This window comes from Desulfobotulus alkaliphilus, assembly GCF_007830435.1.
Taxonomy (GTDB): domain Bacteria; phylum Desulfobacterota; class Desulfobacteria; order Desulfobacterales; family ASO4-4; genus Desulfobotulus; species Desulfobotulus alkaliphilus.
In genome coordinates, this window is sequence record NZ_VLLC01000001.1 from 258,325 (window position 1) to 271,528 (window position 13,204).

General features: G+C 51.8%; 15 protein-coding genes. 3 read left to right on the forward strand and 12 right to left on the reverse strand.

What is annotated here, in order from left to right:
• Window positions 1–30: 30 nt before the first annotated feature.
• From pyrH to LZ24_RS01215, 9 genes are all read right to left on the reverse strand, one after another.
• Window positions 31–744, reverse strand: coding sequence for a UMP kinase (gene pyrH, locus LZ24_RS01175; RefSeq protein ID WP_222427483.1), 714 nt, complete (start codon window positions 742–744; stop codon window positions 31–33).
• A 4-nt stretch (window positions 745–748) separates the two neighbouring features.
• A complete protein-coding gene (gene tsf / locus LZ24_RS01180) occupies window positions 749–1,345 on the reverse strand; it encodes a translation elongation factor Ts (protein ID WP_144681468.1) in 597 nt (198 codons plus the stop codon).
• 135 nt (window positions 1,346–1,480) lie between these two features.
• Window positions 1,481–2,329 carry a 30S ribosomal protein S2 gene (gene rpsB, locus LZ24_RS01185; protein ID WP_144681470.1) on the reverse strand — a complete coding sequence of 283 codons (849 nt, stop codon included), beginning with the start codon at window positions 2,327–2,329 and terminating at the stop codon, window positions 1,481–1,483.
• Window positions 2,330–2,526: 197 nt separating this feature from the next.
• Window positions 2,527–3,417 carry a peptide chain release factor N(5)-glutamine methyltransferase gene (gene prmC, locus LZ24_RS01190; RefSeq protein WP_144681472.1) on the reverse strand — a complete coding sequence of 297 codons (891 nt, stop codon included), beginning with the start codon at window positions 3,415–3,417 and terminating at the stop codon, window positions 2,527–2,529.
• Window positions 3,404–4,471, reverse strand: a complete 1,068-nt coding sequence (gene prfA / locus LZ24_RS01195) for a peptide chain release factor 1 (RefSeq protein WP_144681474.1) — start codon at window positions 4,469–4,471, stop codon at window positions 3,404–3,406. Before prfA ends, prmC begins: the two co-directional genes overlap by 14 nt.
• A gap of 232 nt (window positions 4,472–4,703) precedes the next feature.
• A complete protein-coding gene (rpmE, locus tag LZ24_RS01200; protein WP_144681476.1) occupies window positions 4,704–4,922 on the reverse strand; it encodes a 50S ribosomal protein L31 in 219 nt (72 codons plus the stop codon).
• Window positions 4,923–4,953: 31 nt separating this feature from the next.
• The gene (rho, locus tag LZ24_RS01205) at window positions 4,954–6,201 is read right to left on the reverse strand and encodes a transcription termination factor Rho (protein WP_144681478.1); all 1,248 of its coding nucleotides are present in this window, start codon (window positions 6,199–6,201) and stop codon (window positions 4,954–4,956) included.
• Between the two features lie 316 nt (window positions 6,202–6,517).
• Window positions 6,518–7,147, reverse strand: a complete 630-nt coding sequence (gene coaE, locus LZ24_RS01210) for a dephospho-CoA kinase (protein WP_144681480.1) — start codon at window positions 7,145–7,147, stop codon at window positions 6,518–6,520.
• Window positions 7,137–7,364 (reverse strand): hypothetical protein, encoded by a 228-nt coding sequence (locus tag LZ24_RS01215; protein ID WP_144681482.1) that lies wholly within the window; start codon window positions 7,362–7,364, stop codon window positions 7,137–7,139. The genes coaE and LZ24_RS01215 overlap by 11 nt, the downstream gene beginning before the upstream one ends.
• An 80-nt stretch (window positions 7,365–7,444) precedes the next feature.
• Between LZ24_RS01215 and LZ24_RS01220 the strand changes: the two genes are divergently transcribed.
• From LZ24_RS01220 to LZ24_RS01230, 3 genes are all read left to right on the forward strand, one after another.
• Window positions 7,445–8,116, forward strand: coding sequence for an adenylate kinase (locus tag LZ24_RS01220; RefSeq protein WP_144681484.1), 672 nt, complete (start codon window positions 7,445–7,447; stop codon window positions 8,114–8,116).
• 378 nt (window positions 8,117–8,494) lie between these two features.
• Window positions 8,495–8,698 carry a 30S ribosomal protein S21 gene (rpsU, locus tag LZ24_RS17760; RefSeq protein ID WP_179953091.1) on the forward strand — a complete coding sequence of 68 codons (204 nt, stop codon included), beginning with the start codon at window positions 8,495–8,497 and terminating at the stop codon, window positions 8,696–8,698.
• Window positions 8,699–8,867: 169 nt separating this feature from the next.
• Entirely contained in the window at window positions 8,868–10,142 is a 1,275-nt protein-coding gene (locus LZ24_RS01230) for a bifunctional folylpolyglutamate synthase/dihydrofolate synthase (protein WP_144681486.1), read from the forward strand.
• 709 nt (window positions 10,143–10,851) lie between these two features.
• On the opposite strand, the gene LZ24_RS01235 is transcribed toward LZ24_RS01230, so the two are convergent.
• From LZ24_RS01235 to LZ24_RS01245, 3 genes are all read right to left on the reverse strand, one after another.
• Window positions 10,852–11,718 (reverse strand): thiamine pyrophosphate-dependent enzyme, encoded by an 867-nt coding sequence (locus tag LZ24_RS01235; RefSeq protein ID WP_144681488.1) that lies wholly within the window; start codon window positions 11,716–11,718, stop codon window positions 10,852–10,854.
• Between the two features lies 1 nt (window position 11,719).
• Entirely contained in the window at window positions 11,720–12,892 is a 1,173-nt protein-coding gene (locus LZ24_RS01240; RefSeq protein ID WP_144681490.1) for a transketolase C-terminal domain-containing protein, read from the reverse strand.
• A gap of 121 nt (window positions 12,893–13,013) precedes the next feature.
• Window positions 13,014–13,202, reverse strand: a complete 189-nt coding sequence (locus LZ24_RS01245; RefSeq protein ID WP_144681492.1) for a 4Fe-4S binding protein — start codon at window positions 13,200–13,202, stop codon at window positions 13,014–13,016.
• Window positions 13,203–13,204 lie beyond the last annotated feature (2 nt).

Below are 13,204 nucleotides of genomic sequence, written 5' to 3' on the forward strand. Positions count from 1 at the left end.
GGATCTGTTCCATGGCAGAGCTGTCAGAAATCAGCGGATCAGGGTGCCAATACTCTCATCACCGCATACAACCCGGGCGATATTCCCCTTGCCCAGAAGATCAAAGACACTTAAGGGCAGTCCATTATCCATGGCCAGAGAAATGGCTGTCATATCCATCACATGGAGCTGGCGTTCCAGCACTTCCATATAGGTCAGATTTCTGATGAGTTTTGCATCGGCATTTTTCTCAGGATCGGAATCATAGACGCCGTTCACCTTGGTGGCTTTCAGGAGGATTTCCGCATGGATTTCCTGAGCCCTGAGAACCGCCGCCGTATCCGTTGTGAAATAAGGGCTTCCCGTTCCCGCAGCAAAAATAACAATGCGCCCCTTTTCCAAATGCCGCACCGCCCGCCGCAGAATAAAAGGCTCACAGACCTCATGCATGGATATGGCCGACTGAACACGGGTCTGAAGCCCCCTGCCTTCCAGGGTACCCTGGAGGGCAAGGGAGTTGATCACCGTTGCCAGCATGCCCATATGATCTGCGGAGGCACGATCCATACCGTAGGAACTGGCGGCGATACCGCGGAAAATATTCCCTCCGCCCACCACCACAGCGACCTCTACGCCCAGATCATGTATCGAGCGGATTTCCTCTGCCACATACTGCAGAATATCCGGACGGATGCCGAAGCCCTGATCTCCCATAAGGGCTTCCCCACTCAACTTCAACAATATCCGCTTATATCCGGGCTTCAAGGTATCAGGCTCCAATCTGGAAGCGGCTGAACCGCTTGATCACAATATTCTCACCAATTTTGCCCACGGTCTCATTCAGAATATCCTGCACCGTCAGCTTGGGATCCTTAATATAGGGCTGGGACAGAAGGCAGGCATCCTTATAAAATTTATTGATTTTTCCCTCAACAATTTTATCCACCATGTTCTCGGGCTTGCCCTCTTCCAGAAGCTGGCCACGATACACATCCCTTTCACGGGCAATCACATCGGCCGGAATATCTTCTGCGGCAAGACCCATGGGTGCCGAAGCCGCAATGTGCATGGCAATGCTGCGGCAAAAATCAATAAAATCTTCATTTTTGGCAACAAAATCCGTCTCACAACCCACTTCCACAAGAACGCCAATCTTGCCGCCCATATGGATATAGGCCTCCACACGTCCCTCGGAGGCTTCCCTTCCGGCCTTTTTCTTGGCCGTTGCAAGACCTTTTTTTCTTAAATAATCTACGGCTTTTTCCAGATCACCATCATTTTCCTTCAAAGCCGCCTTGCAGTCCATAATACCGGCCCCGGTTTTACCCCGAAGCTCCTTAACCATTTCTGCGCTGATTTCCGCCATGGAAACATCTGCCCTTTCTGATGTCTGTTATACCTCCCCGGAGAACCCTGCAAAGCCATGCAGTTCTCCGGGGCCGTGCATCATTATCTTTATAGAAAAATTATTAAGTTAAATAAATTATGGCTACCAGCCTGCTTATTCGGTCACTTCACCTGTGGCAGGCTCCGTACTTTTCTTGATCACTTCGATCACAGGCCCGTCACTGCCATCGGCAATGATCTTGCGCTCACCGGGTTTCATATCGGCGGAAACGGGAGCATCCCCCTCTTCCTTATCCGTGACCGCATGCATTTTTTCTTCATAACGGCCCCGACCTTCAAGGTAGGCATCGGCAATGCGGGAAGCGATCAGACGGATGGCACGGATGGCGTCATCATTGCCGGGGATGGGGAAATCAATGTCATCGGGATCACAGTTGGTATCCACCACGGCAACCGTTGGAATGCCAAGACGCTTGGCCTCCTTGATGGCAATGGCTTCATTTTTGGGATCGATGATAAACATGCAGCCCGGCAGTCGGGTCATGTTCTGAATCCCGCCCAGAGTGGCTTCCAGTTTTTCCTGATCCTTGATCATGGAAAGCCTTTCCTTTTTGGGGAAAAGCTCAATGGAACCATCATTCTGGATGTCTTTGAGGTATTTCAGACGCTCGATACTCTGCTTGACGGTCTGAAAATTGGTCAGCATGCCACCCAGCCAGCGGTTCTGCACATAATAGGCTTCCGCACGGTTGGCTTCTTCATAAATGGCTTCTCTGGCCTGTTTTTTGGTGCCCACAAAAAGGATGGATTCTCCACTGGCACCCACATCGGCCACAAAATCATAGGCCTTGCGGAACATGCGGACGGTCTTCTGGAGATCCAGAATATAAATCCCGTTTCTTGCACCAAAAATATAGGGCTTCATTTTGGGGTTCCAGCGCTTGGTCTGGTGTCCGAAATGTACGCCCGCTTCCAACAGTTCCTTCATTGTTACATACGCCATGTACCACTTCTCCTGCGGTTACAGACCGCTTCATTTGGTTGATCTGCCGCCTTCTTCCTTTCCGGGTCCAACCGCATGCGGCACCGGGATCCGGATCCAAAGACGTGTTAAAATACCTTAGGTAAAAGTCCTTATCCCTCAAAGACTTTTCATTAACCTGATATCCCTATCAGATATCGGGCACAGTCGGCAAGCACTTAGTTCATTTTCCGCCGTAAAACCACAACCCTTTCCCTGTCTGCCAGATCCATGACACAGGGAAAAACCTCATAATCCCCGGTCCCTGCAAACAGGTAAGACACATCCCTGAACTGATCATACCCGATTTCAAGCAGAAGAATACCACCGGGCCTCAGCACATCCCTGACTTCAGAAACAAGGCTGCGGTAGGCAGAAAGACCGTCAGCACCACCATCCAGGGCAAGGGGAGGTTCATGGTCCCTCACTTCCGGCGCAAGGGCTGCCATGTGGGCCGTAGGAATATAGGGAGGATTGGAAACCACAAGATCAAAAAGCGTCCCCCGCTTAAAGGCCCCGCACCAGCTTGCCGTTACGGGAAAAACCCTGGCAGCAAGATCCGCATTCCTGATATTTTTCATGGCCAGCCCACAGGCCGCAATGGAAAGATCCACTGCAAAAACCGTACACAAAGGGCGCTCTGCCGCCACCGCAAGTGCGATGCAACCCGTTCCCGTGCCCAGATCCAGCACCCGGCAGGCCCTGTCTTCCGGCAGATATTTCAGGGCCTCGGAAACCAGGGTTTCCGTGTCCGGCCTTGGAATCAGTGCCTGTGGACCTGTCGCAAGGTCCAGGGTCCAGAAACTGCGCTCTCCGGTGATATGGGCCACAGGCTCCCTTGCTGCCCTTCGGCGGATCAGATGCCTGAAAGCATCTCGTTCCGATGGATTCAGGGGCTGGTCAAAACGCAGATAGAGATTGAGCCGGGAAGTACCCAGACAATGGGCCAGAAGGATCTCCGCTGTCAGACGGGGACTGTCAATGCCATGGGTGGCAAAATATTCCGTGGTCCAGCGCAGCACCTTTCCCACATCCCAGACATCCTTTTTTTCCGGCTCATGCAACGCCATGCTGCAGGGCCTCCGCCTGATAATGGGTTCTCAGGGCATCCACAAGCTGGGCCATATCTCCCTGCAGAACAGCATCCAGACGGTAAAGGGTCAGGCCAATACGATGATCCGTCACCCGGCCCTGGGGGTAGTTATAGGTCCGGATTCTCCCGGATCTGTCACCCGTTCCCACCTGCTCTTTTCTGTCCGCAGAACGCTTTGCCGCCTGCTCCTGCACCAGAGCATCATACATTCTGGCCCTTAAAACCTGCATGGCTTTCAGGCGGTTTTTATGCTGGGATTTCTCGTCCTGACACTGTACCACAATTCCCGTGGGAATATGGGTAATGCGCACGGCAGAATCCGTGGTGTTAACATGCTGACCACCGGCACCCTGGGAACGGTAGGTATCAATCCTCAAGTCCTTTTCATCCACATGGACATCCACTTCCTCTGCCTCCGGCAGCACCGCAACGGTCACCGCAGAGGTATGAATGCGCCCCTGGGTTTCCGTGGTGGGAACCCGCTGCACACGATGGATGCCGGACTCATATTTCATCACAGAATAAACACCCCGGCCCTGAATCATGGCCACAACTTCCTTAAAACCGCCCACATCCGGCTCGCTGGCATCGAGAATCTCTACCTTCCAGCCGCTGTTTTCCGCAAACCGGGCATACATCCGGAAAAGATCAGCCGCAAAAAGAGCAGCCTCATCCCCACCCGTCCCGGCACGAATCTCAAGGATGACATTCTTTCCATCGTTGGGATCTTTGGGCACAAGGAGCTGGTTCAGCTCTCCCTGCAACTGAAGCTCAAGGGCCTCAAGGCGATGGGCTTCCTCCTGGGCCATCTCACGGATTTCAGGATCCGCATCCCTCAGAAGCAGGGTATTCTCCTCACGCTCCCGGACCACATCCCGGTAAGACCTGAATACGGCCACAAGCTCGGATATTTCCGCATGTTCCCGCAAAAACTTCTGATAACCTTCCCGGTCCGCAAGAACGGCAGGATCACTCATCAGACGTTCCAGCTCCATGAACCGGTCTTCAACTCCCGCAAGTTTTTCAAACATCCCGGCACACCTTACTTCTGCCCCCGTCCCCCCCATGATCCATCACCCTCCCTGTTTCATCACTTCCCGCATAGACCTCTGGCCAAAAAAACAAGGTGTGTGAGAATCAAGGATCAGGAATACTCAGGCAGGCTTTTTTTCCAAAAAGAAAACCGGCAGATGCCGGCATGCACTTTTCCAGAGAAAAAAACCCCGCAAAAAAATCTGCGGGGTGCGTCATAAGTGACAAAAACTATTTAGCCAGCTGCTGCTGGTAGTTTCCGTATTTCTTGCGGAAGCGGTCAATGCGGCCTTCCGTATCCACAAGCTTCTGCTTACCGGTAAAAAAAGGATGGCAGGCGGAACAGATTTCTACCCGGATCTCTTTTTTTGTGGAAGCCGTTTCAATAACACTGCCACATGCGCAGGTAATGGTTGTTTTTGCGTATTCGGGGTGAATGCCTTCTTTCATCGTCAACTCCTGATGATCCCAAGGGATATGGTTATGCGTTCATTGAGTTCATAAAATCCGTATTATCCTTCGTACCCGTCATCTTATCCAGCAAAAATTCCATGCTGTCAATGGAATTCAGGGAACTTAAAAGCTTACGGAGAATCCAGACACGGTTAATTACATCCTGACTCAGGAGCAGGTCCTCTTTTCGGGTACCTGATCTTTTAATATCAATGGCAGGATAGGTTCTGCGGTCGGCAATCTTGCGGTCCAGCACAAGCTCCATGTTGCCCGTACCCTTAAATTCTTCAAAAATTACTTCGTCCATGCGGCTGCCGGTTTCCACAAGGGCGGTGGCGATAATCGTCAGACTTCCGCCTTCTTCCACATTCCGGGCAGCACCGAAAAACCGCTTGGGCCGGTGCAGGGCATTGGAATCCACACCACCGGAGAGAATTTTACCCGAAGGCGGCATGACCGAGTTGTAAGCCCTGGCAAGGCGGGTGATGGAATCCAGAAGGATCACCACATTTTTCTTGTGCTCCACAAGGCGCTTGGCTTTTTCTATCACCATTTCAGCCACCTGCACATGGCGTTCCGCAGGCTCATCAAAGGTGGAACTGATCACCTCCGCGTTCACGTTCCTTGCCATGTCCGTAACCTCTTCGGGCCGCTCATCAATGAGCAGCACAATGGGTACCACGTCTTCATGGTGGGCAATGATGGAGTTGGCAATATTCTGCATCAGAACGGTCTTGCCCGCCCTTGGAGGGGAAACAATCAGCCCGCGCTGACCAAAACCAATGGGCGTGAGAAGGTCCATGATCCGCATGGAATAATTATCCTGGGCACCTTCCAGCAAAATTTTTTTATCCGGATACAGAGGGGTCAGGTTATCAAAGAGAATTTTTTCCCGTGCAATTTCGGGATCCTCGTAATTGATGGCCTCCACCTTCAGAAGAGCAAAATAACGCTCTGATTCCTTGGGCTGACGAATCTGTCCGGACACCGTATCCCCTGTCCGGAGATTGAAACGCCGGATCTGGGAAGGTGAAACATAGATATCATCCGGACCTGGAAGGTAATTGCAATCCGTAGAGCGCAAAAACCCGAAACCATCGGGCAGAATTTCCAGTGTTCCTTCTCCGTAAATCAGACCATTTTTTTCAATCTGAGCCTGAAGCAGGGCAAAAATAAGCTCCTGCTTACGCAAGCCCGCAGCGCCATCGATATTAAATTTCTTGGCAAGACGGGTCAGATCCTTGATCTTCATTTCCTTAAGCTCGGTGATGTTCATGAACCTTCACACCTTAAAATGAATGTATGGATATCCCTTCCGGAAGACCTGTCGTCCAGGCTGCCGGGCGGGAAATTCAGGGCCGCAGACACAGATCATAAAAATCCATTCCCGGCCGGAATGATACCCGTATTTCTGTTCTGTGGAAAAACGTGTCGAAAATCGATTCAGTTTGTTCCGAAAAGAATTAGGAGCGCAGCGATAATCTGTGGGTAAAAAGATAAAAGGCAGGAAATGCATCTAAAAGCCATATTCCCCTATCACCTTTATCAAAAAAGCAATAGTTTTTAATTAATATCCCAATGGCTTTGACTGGTCAAGGAAATTTCATCCCCTTAAGGGAAAGTTCTCCCCCTGTCACCCAGCCTGCAAGGCATTGGGCCATATCCTCCAGAGATCCACTGTTTTCCAGAACCAGATCCGCCTTTTCTGCTTTTTCATGAAGCGGTATCTGTATACGGATCAGTGCTTTTGCAGATTTTTCATCCACCCCGTCCCTCTTCATCAGGCGCGCCACCTGTACTTCGGGCGGCACGGAAACCACAAGAACCAGATCAAAAAAGGATTCTCTGCCGGTTTCAAAAAGAAGGGGAAATTCCACCACCACCATGCTGGCACCTGCGGCAGCGTGGCGTGCCATCTCCATATCCAGCATGCTGTACACCACAGGATGAATGGCTTTCTCCAGACGCAGTTTTGCACTGGCATCCCGGGTTATCCGCTCCCTCAGCCAGCTCCGGTCCAGCTCCCCGTTTTTCCCCACAGCATCGGGGCCAAAATCCGCCACAATGGCATGGTAAGCAGGCTTCCCCGGCCTCACGGCCTCTCTGGCAAGCAGATCCAGATCCACCACTGGAAACCCCATACCCTTAAGAAGACGACAGGCCGACGACTTTCCTGAGCCAGCACCACCGGTAACGGCAATTTTTAAAATTTCAGGCGCCATAAAATTTCTTCATCAAGAGTTCAGACAGATCCAGCATGATTCCATATCCTGTTTCATAGCGGTTTCGTCTGCCCTCTTGCAAGTTTTTTTTTGGAAAAAAAGCGTCTCTTCTTTTTTTTGCCTGCGCTGGCAGCTTGACAAGCGCCCCGGCTTCTAATAGGTATGCTGACTTAAAAATCAGGCTTTTTATCCAGCCGAAGGATACAGACACCCCCATAAGGTGCAGCCTTTCTGGAATGCTTTATATCATACCCCGGTTTTATCATTGTAATTATTTATGAAAGGAGCTTTTTTCAAATGAACATTCTCTTTTTCGGCCCCAATGGCAGCGGCAAAGGCACCCAGGGTGCCATTCTCAAGGAAAAATACAAAGTACCCCACATTGAATCCGGTGCCATTTTCCGTGAAAACATCAAAGGCGGCACCGAGCTTGGCAAAAAAGCCAAAAGCTTTATTGATGCAGGGGATCTGGTTCCCGATGACATCACCATCCCCATGATCCTTGACCGCCTGCAGCGGGAAGACTGCAAGGACGGCTGGCTGCTGGACGGCTTCCCCAGAACCCCCGTACAGTCCCAGAAACTGGACGAGTCCCTGAAAAGTGCTGGCATCAAACTGAACTTTGTTGTGGAAATTGATCTGGACCGTGAAATTGCCAAGGGACGCCTCACTGGCCGTCGCCTCTGTGAAAACGATCCCAACCACCCCAACAATGTCAATATCCCCGCCATTGCCCCCAAAGACGGCAAATGCCGGGTCTGCGGCGGTGCCCTTTCCACCCGCACCGATGACATTGATGAAGGTGCCATCGATAAGCGCCATGACATCTACTATGATGACAAGGAAGGCACCCTGGCCTCAGCCTACTACTTCAGAGACCGCGCTGCACAGGACGGAAGCAAATACATCGTTCTGGACGGCTCCAAAAGCGTTCCCGAAGTAACTGATGCCCTGATTGCCCAGCTTTGATAAGCCGACGGGGAAGGGATAAAGATGCCTTTCCCCGTCCTTCCTTAAAACCTTTCCCCGACCCCATCTCTTCTGCCAGCAAAAGCCCTCCCTCTTTCTGAAAAAGAGACACCGATAAGACCGGTATTTTTTAAAAACAAGGCAACTTTTCCGGACCCTGTATTTTTAAAAAATTTTTCAACACAGATTATCTTCTTTACAAAAACCAGAAAAACAGCTATATGTTTTCGGTTTTTTAAAAAACTTCCCATGGTTTTTTAAATGCAGTTCCACAGGCAATTGCATGCAAGAAATATTATTTTATACAAGGTTTTCAATACCCGGGTTCCGAGATTTTTTTCCTTATTCGGAATTGCGGAAAGAAAGGGGCGATGTACCGTGAAGGAAATCGAAGTGCGTGTTGTGGATAACGACCTCGAAAAGGCGATGCGGATTCTGAAGAAAAAAATTCAGAACGACGGCCTTTTCAAACGGCTCAAGCTTAAAAAAAGCTTTGAGAAACCCAGCGAATACAAACGCCGCAAGCAGCGGGAAGCACAACGCCGCCAGCGGATAGCTGCGGCACGCAAGTATAAGCGGTAATTCCTGCCCTTTCTTTGCTGTTGAGCGTTTACCCTGTTCTTATTTTGAGCAGAGGGATTGGTTTTTCAGCCATTCAACGAATTACGCGGATGCTTCATGACCCGGCAGAGATCCTTCAAGGGATTTTCTGTCCGGGTTTTCTTTTTCCCCCTTTGATACGGACCTGACCATGACCCTGCAGGAACCTGATTTTTCCCATCTGTATCACCGGCAGCGCATGGGCATACGGCCCGGACTTGAAGGTATTCAGAAGCTTTTGCATCGCATGGGCAATCCCCAGCATCACTTCCCTGCCATCCATGTGGCAGGCACCAACGGCAAAGGCTCCACAGCTTCCCTTGCCGCATCCATCCTTCAGGCTGCGGGACTGAAGACAGGCCTTTACACCTCACCCCATCTTGTGCATTTTGGTGAGCGTTTCCGGATCAACGGCAAAAATCCATCCCCTGCTTTATTAAAAAATCTTGTGACATCCATAGAAGAAAAGGAAGACAGGAAAAATCCCGCCACCTTTTTTGAATTCACAACAGCCATGGCCTTTCTCCTTTTTGCAGAAGCCAGCGCCGACATCGCTGTTCTGGAAACGGGCATGGGAGGACGCTGGGATGCCACAAATGTCTGCAGACCTGTCGCATGCATCATCACCAGCATAGGCATGGATCACAGGGAATTTCTGGGTAACACGATCAGGGCCATTGCCGGAGAGAAGGCAGGCATCATCAAGCCCCAAATCCCCGTTGTTACAGGGGTTACACAGCCAGAAGCCCTTGATGTCATTGTAGAGAAGGCAGAATCCTGCGGTGCACCCATAAAAATCATGGGCCGGGATTTTGATATTGAAAAAACAGGAAGAGACCTTTTCACCTACAGGGGCATAAATACCTATACAAATCTGAGCCCCGGCCTTGCCGGAAACCATCAGGCCACCAACATGGCCCTTGCCATTGCAGCCCTTGAAAGTCTTGGGGAAAAGAGAATCATTGTTCCAGACCTCCCTCCGGCCATCATCCATAAGGGCCTTGCAGACCGCAGATGGCCCGCACGCATCCAGCAGCTGGGCACAGAGCCTGATGTGATTCTGGACGGTGCCCACAATCCGGAAGCTGCCATGGCCCTTGCAGCATACCTCAGGGAAAGAACACCAGAGCCCAGAGTCCTTGTTTTTGGCGTACTGGAGGATAAGGATGCCAAGGCCATGCTGGATATCCTCGCACCCCTTTTTGACCGGATCATCCTGACCCGTCCTGATACCCCAAGGGGCCTTGATCCTGAAAAGCTGATTCCCTTACTGCCCGGTACACTGCCCTTTGACATCTGCTCCACTGTTCCCGATGCCCTTGAAAGGGCCATGCACCGGGTAAAGCCAACCGGCTCCGTCTGCATTGCAGGTTCCCTCTACCTTGCAGGTGACGTTCTTGCCACTGATTTTTTTCCATGCCCATGAAGCCCGGACTACAGTATGCAGAAAACAGCGCAGGCTTCCTGTAAACTGAAAAAAAACGGTGACTCCATTTCGTATTATTGCAAGGCTCCGTGGCTATTTGCAAGTGACATTGCAATCGTTTCGGATCAGAGCTTTGAAGGCCTGTGCGAAAGAAGCGGCAAACTGTCTGAGCCGCCACAAAGGCAGCGTGCTTAAGCCTGCCATGGTAATCAAAAAGCTTATCCTGCCTGTGGCGGGGAGTTTTTGCCGCTTCCGCACAGGGCAAGAAGCTCCCGAATCCGGCACTCAAGATCCATAGGCATTTCTGCTCCCGTAAAGGGGCTTACGTTTTTTAGCTTGAGTGCCGGATTGCGTCACGGGCAAATAGCCTGGGGCCTATACATCTGCCTTGCAGGTATGATACCTTGAAAACTGTGTTGAACAGTTACAAAAGAAAAACAGCTACACACACCTTGCCACATTCCCATGCATTGTCATTCTGCCTGAAAAAGAGATGACTGAACCTGTCCGCTGGCCTTTGAAACATGGCCCTGTTTCTTCAGAAATCCAGCGGAGACCGTCACAGGTCCATCCAAAGTGGCCTGATGCAGACAATGCATAATCCGTGAAAAGCGCAAAGCTTCTCACGTAACGGGAATGTGGCAGGTGTGGCAGCTGCTACTGGTGAAAAATTAAAACTGAAACTCCGGGACAGCAGGTACAGACAGTATCAGTCCTCCTGCACCTCCTGCCCTCCTTCCATGGCCGCTATCCTTCCTGCGGCTTCCTCCGTCATGAACTCCTCAAAGGCATAATGGGCCCTGCCCGCCTCCTTTGCTATCCGGAGGGTGTCCGCAGGACTGAACTTCATGTTGGTGGGGCAAGGGGTATAAATCTGGATATAGGTGGGCCCCAGTTCCCTTGCAAGGAGAATGGCCCTGTTCACAGCCATACCAAGTCGTTTCGGGCTGGCGATGGTGACTTTTGCCCCATAGACACAGCCTGCGGTCCTTGCCATTTCAAAAACAGGAATTTTCTTGAAATTTTTCCCCTTTGGCGCCATGTGCAGCACCTGCCCTTCGGGAGACATCCCGCTTTCCTGACCGCCGGTATTGCCGTACACCTCATTGTCCAGCATGATGGTGCTGATCTTTTCCCCCCTGAACCAGGAATGCAGGGTCATGTCCAGACCGATATCGGCAATGCCACCGTCTCCGGCCATCACCACCACGTCCTTATCCTTATCCGGATACCGGATGGAAAGCATGCGCTTCAGACCAGAAGCAACGGAATTCTGATTGCCGAAAGCGGTATTGGAGTAGTTCAGTGCCGTCTGGGAAAGGGCAAAGAAGGAACAGCCGGGAGTCCCCACCACCAGAGTATCTTCCGGGGCGGGCAGTGCGGCAAGGGCCAGACGCACACCCAGAGACACGCCGCACCCGGCACAGTGGGGGTGCTCCTCGGTAATTTCCTTAAAACTGCCGAGATCTTTGATACCCACAGATTTTCCGTGGGGGCCCCTGTCCACCAGGTCCCTGTAATCCTCCGGCAGAATATGGGCCAGGGATGCTACGGGAGTAATGATCTTTTTCGACATATCAGCACCCTCCCCTGTTTTGTCCGGCCCCAAGGGCCTTTTTTACTTCTTCCACAATCAGCCAGGGGGGCATGGTCATGCCACCAAAAACCCTTGGCGCACCAATGACACGGTGGTTCCGGTCGATGGAGGCCCGGATCTCCCGTGCAAGCCAGCCGCCCGCATTGAATTCCGGCACCACAACCAGATCTGCCGCTTCCAGTGCCTTAGACAGTTCGCTGGCGGGAAAGGGACGGATGGATTTAATTTTAATAAGGCCCGCATCCATTCCCTCAGCCTGCATCATACGCAGGGCTTCCCGTGACTGGGAGACGGCGGTTCCCGATGCGGCAATGAAAATTTTTGCGCCGGGATTTTCCACTTCCAGCAGCCCGCCCATGAAATGTGCGATATGCTTTCTGGCACGCTCCGCTGCGGCCAGTACCTCCTGATGCCAGCTGGCATTGGCACTGCCACTGATGAAGTTGCTTTTATTCAGCAGGGGATCACGGGTGATGCGCATGGGAGGGGTTTCCATATCAAAAACCGGCACCGGAGCAAAACCCGGATCATAGGGAGGAAGACAGCAGTCCTCCGGGGGCAGCAGCATTTCCTCCCTTGTGTGGGTCACAAAGAAACCGTCGGCAAAGACCCCCACGGGCAGGTGAACATCGGGCTGTTCCGCAATGAGATAGGCCTGCAGGATCATATCGAAAAAATCCTGACCGTTCTCGGCGTGGAGCATCAGCATACCCGTATCCAGCAGCATTCCCATCTCAATATTTTCTGGCTGAATGGAGGGAGGCAGGGAAACCCCGCGGCACATGAAGGCACAGACAATGGGCTGTCTGGCACCGGCCCATACCGGAAACATTTCCATGGCCCGGAGGGTGCCCGGTCCGCTGGTGGCGGTGAAGACCCGACCGCCACCCAGAGCAGCACCATGCACCGCTGCCATGACGGCAAACTCGTTTTCCGCCCTGTAATAGTCCCTGATATACCCTTTGGCGAAAAGCTCACCCACCAGATGCATGCTTTCCGACTGCGGTGTGATGGGATAGGCAATGGCCATGTCAACATTGGCCCGCTTAACGGCCTCGGCAACGGCTTCACTGCCGGTGATGAAGGCTTTATTGCGCAAACCGTGGAGCAGCTCGGCAACGGTATCCCTGTTCTTCTGTTTTTCTGAACACATGGTAAGTCTCCTGACCCGCACTGCTCTGATAAAGGCAGAGACGAATGGTTCCGTATTTCACTCCGGAGGGCAGGGTTTCTACCCTCCGGAGCAAAGCATATTCCATCAGAAATCTGCCTGATCAGCTGATACTCAAGGCATCCTTGGGACAAGTCGTTGTGCAGAGTCCGCAGGCCTTGCAGCGGCTCTCATTGACTTCCACAAGCTTTTGTTCCGGCAGAAAAATAAACACATTGGGCTCAGGACAACTGGTGATGCAGATTTTGCACCCGATACATTTTTCCGTATCCACTCTGACTGATAAATACATAA

Excerpts from the sequence above, each read along its gene's own strand:
- tsf (WP_144681468.1), bottom strand. The coding sequence starts at position 1,345 with ATGGCGGAAATCAGCGCAGAAATGGTTAAGGAGCTTCGGGGTAAAACC.
- rpsB (WP_144681470.1), bottom strand. The coding sequence starts at position 2,329 with ATGGCGTATGTAACAATGAAGGAACTGTTGGAAGCGGGCGTACATTTC.
- prmC (WP_144681472.1), bottom strand. The coding sequence starts at position 3,417 with ATGGCGTTGCATGAGCCGGAAAAAAAGGATGTCTGGGATGTGGGAAAG.
- prfA (WP_144681474.1), bottom strand. The coding sequence starts at position 4,471 with ATGTTTGAAAAACTTGCGGGAGTTGAAGACCGGTTCATGGAGCTGGAA.
- rpmE (WP_144681476.1), bottom strand. The coding sequence starts at position 4,922 with ATGAAAGAAGGCATTCACCCCGAATACGCAAAAACAACCATTACCTGC.
- rho (WP_144681478.1), bottom strand. The coding sequence starts at position 6,201 with ATGAACATCACCGAGCTTAAGGAAATGAAGATCAAGGATCTGACCCGT.
- coaE (WP_144681480.1), bottom strand. The coding sequence starts at position 7,147 with ATGGCGCCTGAAATTTTAAAAATTGCCGTTACCGGTGGTGCTGGCTCA.
- LZ24_RS01215 (WP_144681482.1), bottom strand. The coding sequence starts at position 7,364 with ATGGGGGTGTCTGTATCCTTCGGCTGGATAAAAAGCCTGATTTTTAAG.
- LZ24_RS01220 (WP_144681484.1), top strand. The coding sequence starts at position 7,445 with ATGAACATTCTCTTTTTCGGCCCCAATGGCAGCGGCAAAGGCACCCAG.
- LZ24_RS01230 (WP_144681486.1), top strand. The coding sequence starts at position 8,868 with ATGACCCTGCAGGAACCTGATTTTTCCCATCTGTATCACCGGCAGCGC.
- LZ24_RS01235 (WP_144681488.1), bottom strand. The coding sequence starts at position 11,718 with ATGTCGAAAAAGATCATTACTCCCGTAGCATCCCTGGCCCATATTCTG.
- LZ24_RS01240 (WP_144681490.1), bottom strand. The coding sequence starts at position 12,892 with ATGTGTTCAGAAAAACAGAAGAACAGGGATACCGTTGCCGAGCTGCTC.
- LZ24_RS01245 (WP_144681492.1), bottom strand. The coding sequence starts at position 13,202 with ATGTATTTATCAGTCAGAGTGGATACGGAAAAATGTATCGGGTGCAAA.